The organism is Acinetobacter minutum, assembly GCF_035916735.1.
Lineage (GTDB): Bacteria > Pseudomonadota > Gammaproteobacteria > Pseudomonadales > Moraxellaceae > Acinetobacter.
Window position 1 is genome coordinate 85,816 of record NZ_JAQIHG010000001.1, and the last position, 15,900, is coordinate 101,715.

A 15,900-nucleotide genomic window follows, 5' to 3' on the forward strand; every position below is an offset into this window, starting at 1 on the left:
CGATTTTAACCTGCTGCTAAATCTGCACGGGTCGAGAAACGATAGCCGGTGCCGCGTACGGTTTGCACAAAACGGTCCACACCATAAGGCTCCAGCACTTTGCGTAAGCGACGGATATGCACATCGATGGTACGGTCTTCAATATATACGTTGCCACCCCAGACCTGGTCAAGTAATTGGGCGCGGGTGTAAGCACGTTCCGGATGCGTCATAAAGAACGCCAGTAAGCGATATTCTGTTGGGCCCATATCCAGAATATGGTTGCCAAAGCTGACACGCTGGCTGACCGGATCGAGGATCAGACCATTAGCATCAATGGTTTTTTCGCCACTTAGGGCATTGGCACGGCGTAATACCGCTTTAATACGGGAAACCAGTTCACGGGTCGAGAACGGCTTGGTCATGTAGTCATCGGCACCCGCATCGAGTCCTTGCACTTTGTGGTCTTCTTCACCACGTGCAGTCAGCATGATGACTGGAATTTCAGCCAGGTTCTCATCACGTTTAAGACGGCGGCATAAGTCGACACCGCTGACACCCCCCGGCAGCATCCAGTCAAGCAGGATGAGCGCCGGACGTTGATCGACAATCATTTGATGGGCTTGTTTCGCATCTTCAGCCTGCAAGCATTGAAAGCCTGCCATATCCAGAGAGGTATGGATCATTTCGCGGATGGGAAGCTCATCATCGACGATTAAAATATAGTCATCTTTCACAGCGCAATATCCTATAGATGATAACGGTGGACCGTTTTTTATTTATGACAGGCTTATTACAAAGATTAATTATGACAATATCATTGCAGATGGTGATCATACAGAAATTTTCCGGAGTTTTTGTGACAAAAAGATGTCGTGTCGCTTGATCCTAAAAGAAAACTGAATATGTAAATAAATATTTATAAATTCATTGGTTTAAGTTTAACTAAAATTAAACAAGGGTTTATTTCCTCGTAAACCGTGGATTCGATCCAATTAGGAGGATTAATCTAATGGAGTTGCTTCAGTCAGCTATTCTTGAATCCTGCTGGAAGTGAGGTGGATTGGCTTGATTGACAGTCGTTGCAGGCAAAATTATAGTGGCGCGGCTGCTGTCAGGGTCAGATCCAAAGGATACCAAGTGAATACATTTCAGAATAAAGTCGCTGCGATTACCGGTGCCGGTTCGGGCATTGGTCAGCAACTGGCACTACGGCTGGCTGAGCAGGGTTGCCATTTGGCATTGAGTGATATTAATCAGCAGGGGCTGACAGCCACCCTGGATTTGATCAAAGGCCTCAACGTGCACGTGACCACCCAGATGCTCGATGTGGCAGATCGAGTAGCGATGTATGCCTGGGCTGAACAGGTGGTACAGCAGCATGGCCAGGTGCATATGATTTTCAATAATGCAGGCGTTGCTTTGGCTTCTACAGTAGAAGGAGCCAGTTATGAAGAACTGGAATGGATTGTCGGGATTAATTTCTGGGGTGTGGTGTATGGCAGTAAGGCCTTTCTACCGTACCTAAAACAGAGTGGGGACGGACATATTATTAACCTGTCCAGCCTATTTGGCCTGACCGCCCAGCCGACCCAGTCTGCTTATAATGCGACTAAATTTGCGGTGCGTGGCTTTACCGAATCTCTGGCTCAGGAACTGCAACTGGAAAATTGTGGTGTGAGCGCCTTATGTGTGCATCCTGGCGGGATTCGAACCAACATTGCCAACGCCGCCCGGGTTAATGCCAGTCTGGCCGTGCAGAATCCTGAAGATGCAACGAGTGATTTTAACGAATTTTTACGAATGCCTGCGCAACAGGCAGCCGATGAAATTTTACAGGCGGTGCTGAAAAACAAACGCCGTGTGCTGATTGGCCGTGATGCCAAACTGCTGGATCTGATCCAGCGTCTGTTTCCTGCAGGTTATCAGCAGCTGATGGTCTGGGCCATTCGTTGGCGTGAGCGTTCGAAGCGCTAAACCCATCCAGCAGTATGACGTGACATAGCCTTAAACCAGATGCTGAATCGCTTTTTTCTTCCAGACCCACTGATAATAGCTCCACTGTAGCAGGCACAGGCTAACGAAACCGCAGGCATAGCCAATCCAGATTCCGGGCAGTCCCCAGTACTGGCTAAACACGTAGGCACAGGGAATCTCAATCAGCACAATTGCGCTGATATTGAGCAGCATCGGGATCAGAACACTCCCGCTCGCACGCATGATGGACGCAAAAATGGCACTGGCACCAAAAAACAAGATACTCCATAGCACAATAAACAACAGCTGCTGACCCAATTTGACCACTGCGGGATCGGTAATAAACAGCTCCATCAGATAACGTGAAAACAGATAGGCCAGTGTGATCAGGCTACCAGTAATCAGCAGGTTCATTTGGATTGCCGTACGCGTGACCTGACCCAGCAGATCAATACGATTGGCGCCAATCGCCTGTGCGGCAAAAATTGAGGCTGCAATCGAAATCGAGATAGCGGGAAACTGGATATAGTTCAACACTTGATTGACGGCGCCATAAGCAGCGGTTGCATCAGAACCAAAACGGTTGACCAGCCCGACAATGACCAATCCGGCCACTGAGGTGGTAACCATTTGAAGACTGGTGGGAAGACCGAGCTTTAAAATAGCTTTAGTCATTTGGGCATGGTAGCGAACCTGCGCCAGCAGTGCCCGATTCGGTGCAAGAGGATGCTGTTTCCGGTTCAGATAAATCGCCAGGAAGGTCAACACCGACAGATAGCCTAGAATCGTGGCGATGGCAGGTGCAAGGATGCCCAGCACCGGTAAACCGAAATGTCCGTCGATAAGGACGGGTGTAATTGCCAGACCGATCAGGCTGCTCATGCCCAGTGCGATGAGTGGGGTCAGGCTGTCCCCCACACCCCGTAAGATCGAGGTATAAATAATATAAATAAACAGTAGCGGGCTACCCGCCAGCATCCATCGGACATAGGGCAATGACAGGTGCATGACGTTGTCATTGGTCCCGAGCAGTCGGAGCAGATGCTCGGCAAACAGCACACCAAACAGGGCGATCAGACAGCCACCAATCAGGGTCATAAACAGGGTGGAGCCGACCACTATCCGGACTTTTTCCAGATTCTGTGCACCCCAGGCCTGTCCGATCAGTACGGTTGTACCGGCAGACAGTCCGATCACAAAGGCCAGTAAAAAGAATAAGATGGGGAAAAATACCGCTACCGCTGCAATTGCATCTACCCCGAGCATTTGCCCGACAAAGATGGTGTTAATCGTACCTGAGAGGTTCTGTAGAATATTGGTGGCGATCAATGGCAGCAGAAACAGCAAAAAGCTTTTCCATAGCGGTTTCTGGTGGATCAGCTGATGTTGCGACATGGCAGCTCGGACTCCTTTCCCTGATCGGTCTGTTGTTCAACATAACATGCCATTTCAGAAAAAACAGGGGGAATCCTGCAGCTGATCTTCCTCTGTCGCAAGTTCCGCTAGCAGCGAGACAGGATTTCTCCGGCACGCTGCAAGGTCTGATCTTGTTTGGCAAAACAGAAACGGATTAGGCGTAAATCGGTGGGTGCATTTTTGTAAAAAGCGGAGAAGGGAATCGCAACAATGCCATGCTGCTCGGCCAGTACCTGACACATCTCGAGATCATTCAAATCCGGGCGGATGGCACTGTAATCCAGATTTTGAAAATAGGTGCCCGCTGAGGGTAGCCAGTGGAAACGTGACTGTGCAATTCCCGCAATAAACTGATCACGTTTGGCCTGATAAAAGTCTGCGAGTTCGGCAATATGCTGCGGATACTGCTGCATGTACTGCGCCAGCGCCACTTGGCATGGAGTGGTGCCGCAGAAATTGGCAAACTGATAGACCTGACGGAACAGCTGCATCAATTGCGGCGCAGCAGCACAATAACCGGTTTTCCAGCCGGTCACATGAAAAGTCTTTCCAAATGAGCCCACCACAAAACTGCGTTCACGTAATTCCGGGAAGGACAGGGCGGAATAATGCTGCTGGTCATCAAACACCAGATGCTCATACACTTCATCGGATAGCACCACAATGTTTCGATCCTGGATCAGTTCAATCAGGTTCAGCCAGTCCTGACGGGACCAAATAGCCCCACTCGGATTATGCGGCGTGTTGACAATGATCATGCGGGTGTTGTCATTGATGGCATCCTTGACCTGTGACCAGTCCACCTGAAATTCAGGTGCCAGCAGATTAAGATGCACAGCCTTAGCACCGACCATTTGCACACTTGGTGCATAGCTGTCATAGCTCGGGTCGAAAATAATCACCTCATCCTCTGCTCGGATCAGGGCCTGAATCAGGCAATAAATCCCGATGGTTGCACCCGGTGTAATCGTGATTTCAGTGACAGGGTCTAGGTGAATCTGGTCACGTCGATGGAACTGTAGCGCAACCTGTTCACGCAGCGCGAGCAGGCCATCTCCGGCCGGATACTGGTTATGACCGTTTAAGGTGGCCTGACACAGGGCTTCTAACAGCGGTGCGGGTGCCGGAAAATCCGGAAAACCTTGTGACAGATTCAGGGCATTTAGGCGTTGTGCCAGCTCTGTCATGATACTGAAAATGGTGACGCCCTGAGCGGGTAATTTGGAACTAAACTGCAGCATGGCCAGAACCTAAAGCAAACAATAAAAATAAAAGCGAAAACTATAGTAGAGCGTCAAGTGCCGCACGGATCACACCAAGAAGCAGACCAATCATGGCACCGACGACCACCCCATTGACTCGGATCATGTGCAAATCACCCCCCACTTCATTTTCAATCTTGGCGATCATTTCACGTGAATCCCATTCATGGATGCGTTCACTAATATAACGGATGATCTTGTCGCTGTATTGACCACTAAACGTAATTGCCAAGCCAGAAAAACGCTGGTTCAGCAGTTCACGCACGTCCCGATTGTGAATCAGGTTTTCCCCCAGTTGCTGGATGGCCGCCTGTAAATTGGCTGCAATGCCGGAATTCTGCTGCAGCAAATCCTGCTTGATCGCATCACACAAGATCACCACCGCACCACTGATGAAATTTAGCATTTGTGGGCTGTCGAGCAGAGCATTTTTACCTGCATTTAAACGTAGGCTGACGTCGCTGTCTGGATCGGCCAGTTGTAGCATCCAAGCATGAGCCTGATCCTCAATCTGCTGTCGCCACGGATGTTCTGGATCGGCCAGCATGGTTTCTATTTTGGCAATCAAGGAGTCGATACTACGCTGTTGCAGATCAATCCCAATCCAGCTGGCACCCTTGACCAGCTTCCAGACCCCCAGTTCCTTCAGCAGCTTACGTGTCAGTTCACGTGTTTCATGCGGGTGTTGTACCATCCATTCATGTACCAGATCCAGTCCACGCTGCAGCACATCCTGATGGAAATCATTGTCGATCACTGCACGTAACAGTTCGCTGGCCATGTGGTTCATTTGGGTATTGCGTAGCCATTGCACACTGTTGTTCTGAATAAAATGTGCAATCTGTTGCTGCCCGACAAAGTCGAAGACTTTCGGTGCAGTCTGCTGAATGATCAGCACCACTTGCGCATTATTCTGTGGATGAGCCAGCCATTGTCCCACAGCCAGGCTCAGGTCAGTTTTGGCCAGACTTTTTTCTACAACTTGCGGTGACAGGAAGTTTTCCTGCACAAAACGTCCCATGGATTCGGCAATGCGCGCCTTGTTGCGCGGAATAATTTCGGTGTGGTCACGTAAAAAACCTGGAATCGGCAAATGACCGAACGGATTGCGAAACAGTACGGTAATCGCATACCAGTCAGCCAGCCCACCGACCACGCCGGCTTCAGCGGAGAGCATCAGAATCTGGATCCACCAGGCATGATCCGGCCATAGTTTGGCACTGACCATCAGCAGCAACCAAAGCAGTACTACACTGATCAGGGCCATACTGGCCAGGCGCTTGCTACGCTTTAAGCTGGCTGAGTTTAATTCGGCATCGGGCATGCACACATCCTATTTCATCTGATCCTTTTCGTTCAGGGTTGGGCTGCTACAGGTGCAGCCATCTGACCGCTACTATTGACACCATATTTTTGTCCCAGCGACTGCAAAATCAAGAAAGCATCAAACGCATCCTGCGGGGCTTTTTTCGTATCTTTATAGCATTCAATAGTATAAGACACTTCTACCGGATCGATGTTAACCACTTGCGGGACATCATAAAATGGGTCTGGCCAGAAAAGCGGATGACGGCGGTAATAATACGGATAATAATTCGGGCTGGAGTAAATCACGGCCTGACGCGGTGGTTTTTGCGTGCGGTTGCTCGGGTCTTCCAACACTTTGAAATAGCGGAAACCCTGTTGTACGGTGGTCTGTGCAGCTTTTAGCAGGGTAATTTCCTCTGCCGTACCAAAACTGATGCGTTGATCGGCCCGATAGCTGATACGGTAACTATGATCATTCAGGGGATAACTGGCGAAACTACCGAGCTGATCCAGACTGAGCGGTTTTTTCGGCGTGCTGGCACAGCCTGCAAGGCCAAGGCATATGAGCAGACCTAAACTTAAATAACGTCGATGCATATAAAAAACTCCTGGGGCAAAGAGAAAAGTAAGAGTGGATGTGCCAGAAATTCACTGCCGTCATAAAGACTGATTCGGTCGTATGGCGTCTGGCTGCGGGTAAATGGACAGCCAGACGGGAATACGATGGATCAGTTGAGTACTTTTTTCACTATCAGGATTGATCAAATCTGAGTTTCAGCTTAAATCAGCGGATAGCTCATAAAAGTATGATTCAACTGCGGTGAGTTCTGTGGTTGTTGTGGGACGCTGGCACAACCGGCCAACAGCATCACAACCAGTAAACTGGCACACCAAGATGAGGTGTTCATGAGAAAACTCCTTCCGCGGCAGAGCCTGCCCGGGACAAGGAATAGGATCAAAACAAAAACGACGCTTTATTAAATTGATTTTTGCGCGTTTTGACGACTGTAAAGACAGCCTGTTATCGCAATACATGCGACTCGCCCATCAATGGTTCAGCATCGGACCATGTCTGATAATTCACCATTTCCTTAAAAAAACAGGGCTGATCTTTAATATAATCACAAATAACCCGTGTCTTATACTGCAAGATTGTGATAAAAAATTGCCAACATTAAATCTACTTTGCCTTTCGACCATGTTTGGGCGTAATGTAGCAGCCAACAATCACCCGAATGTGATTAAGCTGATGATTTTGTTTTGTTGTTCTTTTTAATAAGCGAGCCCGTGTAATGAGTTACTCCCTCCCGATCTCTCAAGACATTTTACCGACTTGGGTGGATTCTTCGCAGTTGCAGGGTATGCTACGCGGCATTGAACGTGAAAGCCTGCGCATGCAACGTGACGGGTTTATTTCACAAGCACCGCATCCGCACAGTCTGGGCTCGGCATTAACCCATCCGCATATCACCACGGATTATTCCGAAGCACTGATGGAGTTTATTACGCCACCACAAAACAGCATTCCTCAGGCTTTGAACTACCTACAGGATATTCATGCGGTGGTTCACCGTCATCTCGAGCAGGATGAAAAACTCTGGCCGCTGTCCATGCCATGTATGCTGGATGAAAAAGAAGAAAGTATCCAGCTTGCCCAATACGGCAGTTCAAATATTGGTCGTTTTAAGACCCTGTACCGACGCGGTTTGGGTGTACGTTATGGCCGCCGTATGCAAACCATTTCTGGGGTGCACTATAATCTATCTTTTCCGGATTCCCTGTTTGAAGCGCTGCAACAGCATGAGACGGATGAGCAGCTAAAAGCTCTGAGTTTGCAGGATTATCGCAGTTACCGCTATTTTGGCCTGATCCGAAATTTTATCCGTCTCACGCCATTGGTCATGCTGCTTCTGGGGGCGAGTCCGTCGGTGTGCCAGTGCTTTTTGAGTGGTCGTGAACATCACCTATTGCCACTTTTACGAGGAACGCTATTCCTGCCATATGCAACCGCATTACGTATGGGACGGTTTGGTTATCAGAATTCTGCACAGAAACAGCTCGGCATCCATTACAACAGCCTGCAAGGCTATCTGGAAGGTCTGCAGAAGGCTGTGAAAACGCCTTATCCGGCCTTTAGCCGTTTAGGACTGGATGATGCTCAAGGCGAACCGATCCAGATCAACGATCATGTGCTCCAGATCGAAAACGAATATTACAGTCTGGTACGCCCAAAACAGGTGCCGCAAGCTGGTGAAACCCCATCACAAGCGTTGGCCAATCGTGGTGTCGGTTATGTGGAACTGCGTGCGGTTGATGTCAACCCATATAGTCCAATCGGCATTGATGAAGATGCGGCTGGATTCCTGGAAACCTTGGCACTGTACTGCCTGTTTGCTGAAAGTCCGGAACTGGGTGTCGCAGAACAAGACCAGATTGAAAAAAATCAGGCGGAAGTGGTCAATCGCGGCCGTGCACCGAATGCCAGCATTCAGCAGCAGGGCGAGTCTTACCCAATTGAAAGCTGGGCAGAGGGTTATGTCACAGCAATGCAACCTTTGGCTGCTTTACTAGACGCCGCTTACGAAACCGACCTGTACAGCAAGGCGCTCGATGTGATGCAACAACGGATTGATGAAGTGGATCTGACGCTTTCAGCCCAAATGATTTCCGATACGCTCGAACATGGCGGAACCTGGGCCTTTGGCAGTTATATGGCGCAGCAACATGCCTTGGCCTATGAACAACATGTCTTAGATGCAGAAACCCAAGGCTATTTTGATGCACTGGCGGAACAATCCCTGCAACAGCAACAACAACTTGAGCAAGAAAGCAGTCTGAGTTTTCACGACTATCTTGCCGCTTATAGATAAAAACAAGAGGAAGATCCATGCAGTGGAGTTATCGCTTGGTGAACGGCCTGCTGGTGTTGGCCAGTGTGATCGGTATGGCTTTTGCGCTCTATCTCGAACACGTGAAAGGTTTGGAGCCTTGCCCCCTATGTGTATTTCAGCGTGTAGGGCTGATCGGCATGGGGCTGATTGCCTTGATTGCCCTGATCCATAATCCGGCATCAAATGCGATCAAACGTCTGTATGCCTTTCTCGCGACTCTGGCCATTTTATGGTCGGTGGGTGTGGCAGGCCGTCATGTCTGGTTGCAGTCTCTGCCACCCGATCAGGTACCAAGCTGCGGCCCTGGTCTCAACTATTTACTAGATGCGTTGCCATTAAAAAGCGTGTTGCAGCAGGTATTGTCCGGTTCAGGCGAGTGTGCTGCCATCGACTGGACTTTCCTCGGTCAATCTCTGCCTGTTTGGTCATTGCTGTTTTTTAGCGTGCTGGCACTGCTGTGTCTCTGGCAACTGGTGCGTAACTATCCGTATAGCAGAGTGCTGCGTAAAAAATAAAAATTTCATCAGCCCGGATTCTGCCGGGCTGATATTCTCTCTTGCTGATTAGCTCATCACGTCTTGCTTTAGGTTTCTACAATCCCTCGCAAGTTCTCCCAATTCCGTTGTTCGACCTGAACCAAATATTCGTGCATGGATTGTTCTGCACTTTCTTCTTGATTGTCGGCATAGAACCAGCGGGCAATCTGTTCGGCAACAACTGGATGGTACTGAATCTCAAAATGGTTGAGTCCATAAAACACCGCCTTATGGGATTCCGGCAGCTTCAGCTGAAAGCGTGGATGAGGATGTTCACCTAGCGCGCTTTTGACACTGACCAAATAATCGCCCAGGATATTCAATGTCTTGTTCTGGTTATTTTCCGACTCTACGGTGCCAGCAATCATATAACTGTTGATGTAGCTCGGTAAGGGGGCTGGTTTGCGATTATCGTCCATCAGGCCAATCCGTGCCGGTAAATGCTCCCAGTCATCATCACGGACGCTGCCATAGCGTAAATCCAGAATACCATTACTGCGAATATTGATTGCATGTCCCAAAATTTTGATCACGGGCCAATGGTGCAGTTTCTCCTGCAGGGTATGGCTAAAACGTTCTAACGATGCGCCGTGGTTGGGGGTGCCAATACAGACCAGATTATTGACCCGGTGCATCCAGTCATGCAGGTTCTGTTTGCCATAGAATAGGGCACTGCGCGCCACCAAACCGCCCATGCTGTGGCCAATCAGGTCAATACTATCAATTTGCGGGTGTTGCTGGATCAGCTGTTGCAACAGTACCGCCAGGCTGCGGCCGTTGGCAGAAATGCGCCGCCCTGAATTGTAATTCAGATACAGCATGGTGTTATGGTCACGTTGCGCCAGCAGCCGCTCACCGATCCCGGCGTATTTGCGTGTCGACCAGTGCAAATGGTTCATGCCGAGGCCATGCACAAAAATCACTACACGACCGGCCAGCTCGCCGCGCTGCAGAGCGCCATAGTGATCATAGAGCAACATAGGTAGGGCAAGCGGGTTGTGATGTGCGAGCAGATAATCACCCAGAATCCCGTTTAACACACCGACCAGAAAATGCAGACTCGGGTTGAGCGGTTTGGCTTGTAACTTGGGAAATTTATCGATAATCCGGCGCAATCCGGGAGCAAACAGATGGTGTCCGGATTTTTGTGCCATGTGATAGAACAGCTGATACAGCTTGTCGACATGCGGGGTTTGCTGTAGCTGTACAGTGATCTGATCACTGAGTTTCGAACTTTGCTGTAGCAGATCCTGTTGTAGACAGGCCAGCAGTTCATCCAGTCCCAACAGGTTGCTGCTGACCAGTTGAGCCAGTCCTTCCAGTACATCGGCCTGGCTGGGTGGGGTACGATCCCATCGGCAGTAGCTTTCATGTAGAGGCGTTAAACTGGGCATGGATTCATCCTAAAATGTACTCTTTCTTTTTATCTGGCTTCGCGCTATAAACATCAGCGTTCGCGTATAGTTAGTGTCATCATGTCATGATTTTACAATACGTGCGAATGGTGAAGTTTCGATGATTTTTGTCTAACAATTTCACTGCAGAATGTAACTTGGCGGTTTTTATCGCTCGCGGGATCATGCACTGATCCACAATGTTCTGAGTGCAACAAGGGAAGCCTGATGAACCTGATTTACCTGCATGGTTTCAAAAGTAGTGCTTTATCGATTAAGGGTCAGCAACTTAAACATTACTGTGAGCGCAATTGTCCAGAGATTCGTGTCCATTTGCCGGATCTGAACCTGCCCCCTGTACAGGCATTGGCACGCGTGGCCAACTTGATTGAATCACTGGACCATGTTGCGCTGGTAGGCAGCAGCTTAGGGGGCTTTTATGCGACACAATTGGTCGCACGGTATGCTGTTCCGGCTGTGCTGATCAATCCTGCTATGCGACCATGGCAGCTGTTCCATGATCTTTTTGCCGAACAGTTGCCTTACCCGGTCACTGCAGACTGGTCACTAGATCAGGCACAACTGCAACAGCTCGAACAGTTGGCCTGTAAACAGCCCCAACATGCCGATAAAATTTTACTGCTCTTGCAACAAGGCGATGAAGTTTTGGATTATCGTGATGCACAGCGCTATTATAGTGCGGCTCGGCCTGCAGCACTGATCATCACAGATGCGCAAGGCAATCATGGCATGGATGATTTTGCAGAAAAAATTCCGTTACTGCTCGAATTTTTATCGTATTCCCTAACATCAAGGAACCCATAGAACGTGTCTCAATATACGGCTCAATCGCTTGAAGTTTTATCTGGTCTAGATCCGGTACGCCGTCGTCCCGGCATGTATACCGATACCACACGCCCGAACCATCTGGCGCAGGAAGTGATTGATAATGCAGTTGATGAGGCACTGGCCGGACATGCCAATAAGATTGTGGTCACGGTGTATGCGGATGGATCGCTATCGGTTGAAGACAATGGCCGTGGTATGCCGGTGGATATCCATCCGGAATATGGCCAGAGCGGAATCGAAATCATTCTGACCAAACTGCATGCCGGTGGTAAGTTCAGTACCGACAATTACCAGTTCTCTGGTGGTTTGCATGGGGTCGGGATTTCCGTGGTCAATGCCCTGTCGAGCCGGGTTGAAGTGGAAGTCCAGCGTCAGGGCAATCTCTACAAGATGGCTTTTGCGCAGGGTGAGCCTGTGGCACCGCTGGAAGTGCTGGAAGGTAAAGCCCCGAAACGGGCCACAGGTACTACCGTTCATTTCTGGCCGGAAGGTAAGTATTTTGATAGTCCGAAATTTGCCTTAAAGGCACTGAAACACAACCTGAAAGCCAAAGCGGTGTTAGCCGCGGGTTTGCAAGTCATTTATATTGACCAGATTAATAACGAAAAAATCGAATGGCAGTTTGAAAATGGCCTGGTCGATTACCTGATGGATGAACTGCAGGATCGTGAAATTGTGCCGCACCCGGCCTTTGTGGCTACAGGCAATGCCGAGCGAGCCAGTGCTGAATTCGCCATCTGCTGGAATGCCGAAGGCGGTGAGCAGGTACAGGAAAGCTATGTCAACCTGATTCCAACCGCGCAAGGCGGCACCCACGTCAATGGCCTGCGTTCTGGCGTCACCGATGCGCTACGTGAATTCTGTGAACTGCGCAGTCTGTTGCCGCGTAACCTGAAACTTTCGGCTGAAGATGTTTGGGATGGGGTGAATTACATCCTGTCGCTGAAATTTCAAGAGCCGCAATTTTCCGGGCAGACCAAGGAACGTCTGTCCAGCCGTGAAGCGTCCTCTGTGGTGCTGAATATCGCCAAGGATGCTTTTGCCCTGTGGCTGAACCAGAATTCTGACATTGCCATGCAACTGGCGGAAATGGCGATTTCCAAAGCCGGACGCCGTTTGAAAGCTGCAAAAAAAGTCGAGCGGAAAAAGATTGTCTCTGGTCCGGCTTTGCCGGGGAAATTGGCCGACTGTGTCGGGCAGACCCGTGAAGAATCCGAGCTGTTTATTGTGGAAGGGGACTCGGCTGGTGGTAGTGCCAAACAAGCACGGGATAAGAATTTCCAGGCCATCATGCCGATTCGCGGCAAGATTTTAAACACTTGGGAAGTCTCATCCGATGAGGTGTTGGCCTCTCAGGAAGTGCATGATATTGCCATTGCGATTGGCGTCGATCCGGGCAGTGATGACCTGTCGGAACTGCGTTATGGCAAGATCTGTATTCTGGCTGATGCCGACTCAGATGGTTTGCACATTGCCACCTTGCTGTGTGCCTTGTTCGTCAAGCATTTTCCGGCATTGGTGGAAGAGGGGCATCTGTATGTGGCGATGCCTCCCTTGTTCCGGATTGATGCTGGTAAGGATGTGCACTATGCACTGGATGAAGCGGAGCTGGAACAGATTTTGGCAAAAGTCAAAACCAAGAATCCACAAATTACCCGCTTTAAAGGTTTGGGTGAAATGAATGCCAGCCAGTTGCGTGAAACCACCATGGATCCGAACACCCGCCGTCTGGTACAGCTGGATCTGGATGACAGTCATTTTACTGCAGGGCTACTGGATAAATTGCTGGCCAAGAAACGTTCTGCTGACCGTAAGCAATGGTTGGAACAGAAAGGCAATCTGGCGGATATTGTGATTTAAATTCCATTCGTTAAAAAACCCGCAATTGCGGGTTTTTCTTCGAGAGAGCGGGATATTTAGAATTTATAACCCAACGTTAAGCTGTAGAGCATCGGATTGACATCCACATTACCGACTTTGACTCCGTTAATTTTTACATCAGAGTTTACATCGACATAACGGATATCGGTTCCCAAGCTGAAATGTTCATTCAGTTTATAGTCCATCCCGATAGTCGCGGCGACGCCGGTGGAATTCGACACATCGAGCTTTTGACCATTGAGCAAGGTTTCATCAAAGTAATAGGTATAATTTACTCCTAAACCCACATATGGGTTCCACTGGCCTTGTGGGTTAAAGTTATATTGCAGGCTGAGCGTTGGCGGAATGTACTTGGTATTGCCGATCTTCTGCCCATCTCCATAAATATTATGTTTTGGTGCGCTACCGACCAATAAATCAACCGCCAGATTTGGGGTTAGGAAATAGACAAAATCAGTTGTCAGGGCATAGGCATTGGATACGCTGGTACGTGTGCCATCATCAAGATTGCCTGGATTATTTTTCGGTTCAATCTGGGTAAGACCAAAACGCGTCTGAAAGCGGTCCAGCTCAAAACCTGCATGGGTTGAACCGATACAGCAAAGCCCTAGGCCGAGTAGTGCAAATTTTTTCATGTAAAACTCCATATGCATACGACATCTGTTATCCCAACAGACGTTTCCTTGTAAGTGCAGATGAAGTTAATCAAAAAACATGCCAATTTATTATTTTAAATTAAATCAATGGTTTAATTTTATTTAAAATTGTGCCTGTAATGAAATTTCAGTAAATGCTGAACGCTTCTCAGGAGATAATTTCATGTTTTGCTGAAAACAGGACAGCGATGAGCAGGGTGATCGTAGACACGTGTTATTACAATCTTCAGGCAGTAATTACAGAATTATAGCCGTTTTTTTGTACGAACTCGCTGTAAGCTAAACGGGTCAAGGAGCAGAAGAGATTGCCGCATGAATACTCAATTATTGGCCATTCGTGCTGAGGATTTATTGCTGTTATCTAGTCAAGCACAGAATGAGCAGGACATTGCACAGGCGAGTGGCATTCAGGCTAAACTCGACCTGCAGCATCGTGCCCCGATCCTGGAGATTTTACTCACCCAAGCTCAGCTGATCGCAACAAGCTGCCTGCATTATGCCTTGGTGGCGCAGTTTCCTTTTCGCAACGTACAACAGCCCGACCTCAGTGCACATTATAATCTGGTACAGCAGGTGGCCGAGATTTCTCAGGCCTTGGATGAGATCAGCATTGAACAGTTTCAGCGTTGTTATCATCCGCAATATCTGCAACAAGCCAAACTGCTCTCAGAAGCTTGGGGGCAGGCACCCGAACAGGAACAGGCAGGGTTAGTACTGAGTTTTACCCAGCTACAGAATTTTTATCGGGTATCGTTTGAGCAGCATTATGCAGTTGTTAGCCTGCACAACCAGAACACTTTGCCGGCGATCTGTTGTTAGAACCTCACCAGAATATGGGGTAAAAAAAGCAAGACCTTGATCTTACTTTTGAAAAAGAGGGAGTTTCACAGATTAAAAGTGATATTTCAGCAAAGCACTCACGTTATTTTCTTTGGCATTGGCAATACCATATTTATTGTTCCACAACGAGTGCTCTACCCCAAGGTAAAGTCGTGTGCCAGGCGCGATGTGTTGGCCGAGATTCCACTTGTATTGCGTGGTCCAGTTCAGTTCGCTGGCATGGCTATTTTTTTCAGCCGTGGACCAGTCGAGAAAACCATCCACCAAAAATTCTTCATTGGCCAGTTTAAACGGCACCCCATAAGTGAAGGTGAGCTGGTAATCATCTTTGGTGCTGTCATTTTTGGCCCGGTAGAAATTCAGACTGGCATATTGAAAATAAGGCACCGCCAAGTCCAGACCGATACCATACAAATAATTATCGAATCCCTCACCACTTTCCCAAGTGGTTGAAATTAACACATCTTTAATCGGGCCAATTGCCAGTTTCTGACCGGAAACTGAACTCAAACTTAATCGTGGTGAAACCTCAAAATAGCTTTCTTTGCCACTGACATCATTATCGGTGCGATCCAGAAAAGCAAATACATCACCATAGTTAAGTTTTGCTGCATATTCCAGGGTTACCGTGCTTTGCTGATCCTCACGTGCAATCAGCTCGTAGTTTTCACCATATAGACCTGTAACACTAAAATCCTGCCAAACTGGTTGTGCTTGAGCCCAGCTTGCACTGCTGAGAAGAGCACCTGCGATTACCGATTGTGTAAATTTCATTAAGAATCTCTCCGGCCAAAAAAGCGTAACAAGCATACAGATTATCGGCTGGAAATAAAGTGAAATTTGACCAAAAGATCAAAAAAATGTGCTGTTTTGCAGATTGTGGAGCTGTAAATTTAGTGCTAAAAATGTGA

The 15,900-nt window shown here is 48.6% G+C and carries 15 protein-coding genes; 6 read left to right on the forward strand and 9 right to left on the reverse strand.

From position 1 onward, the window contains the following. Positions 1-5: 5 nt before the first annotated feature. Positions 6-716: a phosphate regulon transcriptional regulator PhoB gene (phoB, locus tag PAE54_RS00390; protein WP_273777734.1), complete on the reverse strand. Its 711-nt coding sequence runs from the start codon at positions 714-716 to the stop codon at positions 6-8. Between the two features lie 403 nt (positions 717-1,119). On the opposite strand from phoB, the gene PAE54_RS00395 reads away from it, so the two are divergent. Next, complete coding sequence (locus PAE54_RS00395; protein WP_326517998.1) at positions 1,120-1,956, forward strand: SDR family NAD(P)-dependent oxidoreductase; 837 nt, start codon at positions 1,120-1,122, stop codon at positions 1,954-1,956. 30 nt (positions 1,957-1,986) lie between these two features. On the opposite strand, the gene PAE54_RS00400 is transcribed toward PAE54_RS00395, so the two are convergent. The 5 genes from PAE54_RS00400 to PAE54_RS00420 form a co-directional block, all read right to left on the reverse strand. Continuing rightward, a complete protein-coding gene (locus PAE54_RS00400) occupies positions 1,987-3,351 on the reverse strand; it encodes an MATE family efflux transporter (protein WP_326517999.1) in 1,365 nt (454 codons plus the stop codon). Positions 3,352-3,458: 107 nt separating this feature from the next. Beyond that, entirely contained in the window at positions 3,459-4,613 is a 1,155-nt protein-coding gene (locus PAE54_RS00405) for a methionine aminotransferase (RefSeq protein ID WP_326518000.1), read from the reverse strand. Positions 4,614-4,653: 40 nt separating this feature from the next. Then, on the reverse strand, positions 4,654-5,958 hold the full coding sequence (locus tag PAE54_RS00410) for a DUF445 domain-containing protein (RefSeq protein ID WP_326518001.1): 1,305 nt from the start codon (positions 5,956-5,958) through the stop codon (positions 4,654-4,656). Positions 5,959-5,990: 32 nt separating this feature from the next. Then, positions 5,991-6,539 (reverse strand): CC0125/CC1285 family lipoprotein, encoded by a 549-nt coding sequence (locus tag PAE54_RS00415; RefSeq protein WP_326518002.1) that lies wholly within the window; start codon positions 6,537-6,539, stop codon positions 5,991-5,993. Between the two features lie 182 nt (positions 6,540-6,721). Then, positions 6,722-6,850: a YajG family lipoprotein gene (locus PAE54_RS00420; protein ID WP_326518003.1), complete on the reverse strand. Its 129-nt coding sequence runs from the start codon at positions 6,848-6,850 to the stop codon at positions 6,722-6,724. Between the two features lie 384 nt (positions 6,851-7,234). On the opposite strand from PAE54_RS00420, the gene gshA reads away from it, so the two are divergent. Both gshA and PAE54_RS00430 read left to right on the forward strand, forming a co-directional pair. Beyond that, complete coding sequence (gshA, locus tag PAE54_RS00425; protein WP_326518004.1) at positions 7,235-8,812, forward strand: glutamate--cysteine ligase; 1,578 nt, start codon at positions 7,235-7,237, stop codon at positions 8,810-8,812. A gap of 17 nt (positions 8,813-8,829) precedes the next feature. Continuing rightward, entirely contained in the window at positions 8,830-9,348 is a 519-nt protein-coding gene (locus PAE54_RS00430) for a disulfide bond formation protein B (protein ID WP_326518005.1), read from the forward strand. A 68-nt stretch (positions 9,349-9,416) separates the two neighbouring features. Here the strand turns inward: PAE54_RS00430 and PAE54_RS00435 are convergent, their stop codons facing one another. Continuing rightward, on the reverse strand, positions 9,417-10,763 hold the full coding sequence (locus tag PAE54_RS00435) for an alpha/beta fold hydrolase (RefSeq protein WP_326518006.1): 1,347 nt from the start codon (positions 10,761-10,763) through the stop codon (positions 9,417-9,419). Between the two features lie 228 nt (positions 10,764-10,991). Between PAE54_RS00435 and PAE54_RS00440 the strand changes: the two genes are divergently transcribed. Together PAE54_RS00440 and parE are read left to right on the forward strand one after the other, a co-directional pair. Beyond that, the gene (locus PAE54_RS00440) at positions 10,992-11,588 is read left to right on the forward strand and encodes a YqiA/YcfP family alpha/beta fold hydrolase (protein ID WP_326518007.1); all 597 of its coding nucleotides are present in this window, start codon (positions 10,992-10,994) and stop codon (positions 11,586-11,588) included. A gap of 3 nt (positions 11,589-11,591) precedes the next feature. Next, entirely contained in the window at positions 11,592-13,472 is a 1,881-nt protein-coding gene (parE, locus tag PAE54_RS00445; RefSeq protein ID WP_326518008.1) for a DNA topoisomerase IV subunit B, read from the forward strand. Positions 13,473-13,528: 56 nt separating this feature from the next. Here parE and PAE54_RS00450 read toward each other — a convergent pair whose 3' ends face one another. Continuing rightward, positions 13,529-14,128: an OmpW/AlkL family protein gene (locus PAE54_RS00450; RefSeq protein ID WP_326518009.1), complete on the reverse strand. Its 600-nt coding sequence runs from the start codon at positions 14,126-14,128 to the stop codon at positions 13,529-13,531. 333 nt (positions 14,129-14,461) lie between these two features. Here PAE54_RS00450 and PAE54_RS00455 point away from each other — a divergent pair, with 333 nt between their 5' ends. Further along, a complete protein-coding gene (locus tag PAE54_RS00455) occupies positions 14,462-14,968 on the forward strand; it encodes a DUF1877 family protein (RefSeq protein ID WP_326518010.1) in 507 nt (168 codons plus the stop codon). 72 nt (positions 14,969-15,040) lie between these two features. Here PAE54_RS00455 and PAE54_RS00460 read toward each other — a convergent pair whose 3' ends face one another. Then, a complete protein-coding gene (locus PAE54_RS00460) occupies positions 15,041-15,763 on the reverse strand; it encodes an outer membrane protein OmpK (RefSeq protein ID WP_326518011.1) in 723 nt (240 codons plus the stop codon). Positions 15,764-15,900: the final 137 nt, after the last annotated feature.